Source organism: Gilvimarinus sp. 1_MG-2023 (assembly GCF_030548285.1).
Map to the genome: position 1 here is coordinate 1 of NZ_JAUOSC010000751.1, position 295 is coordinate 295.

The following is a 295-nucleotide window of genomic DNA, read 5'->3' on the forward strand; positions in this document are numbered from 1 at the left end:
GTGTGTCGACGCCGGGGTACTGCTGTTGCAAGGCTTCAAACAGATGCCGCATTTGCTGGAACTGTGCGACCACAACAGCCTCATCTTCACTGGCTTGCGGAATGCACATCATCCCGCGCAGTTGTAACCGGGGTAATGAGTTTATCATAGCCGCCAGACGGGTGATGTCTGCGGGGGGCAGGCCGGCCTTTTGTGTTTCGGCGCTGATATTCACCTGAATCAGAACATTCAGGGGCGGCAAATGGGGTGGCCGCTGTTCGTTCAGACGCTGGGCGATCTTGTCGCGATCCAGGGT

General features: G+C 57.3%; 1 protein-coding gene. It reads right to left on the minus strand.

Annotated features, from left to right (window positions below; translation table 11 throughout):
- Positions 1 to 295, minus strand: a 295-nt coding sequence (locus tag Q4563_RS18890) for an alanine racemase (protein WP_303605606.1), incomplete at both ends; no start/stop codon positions are given.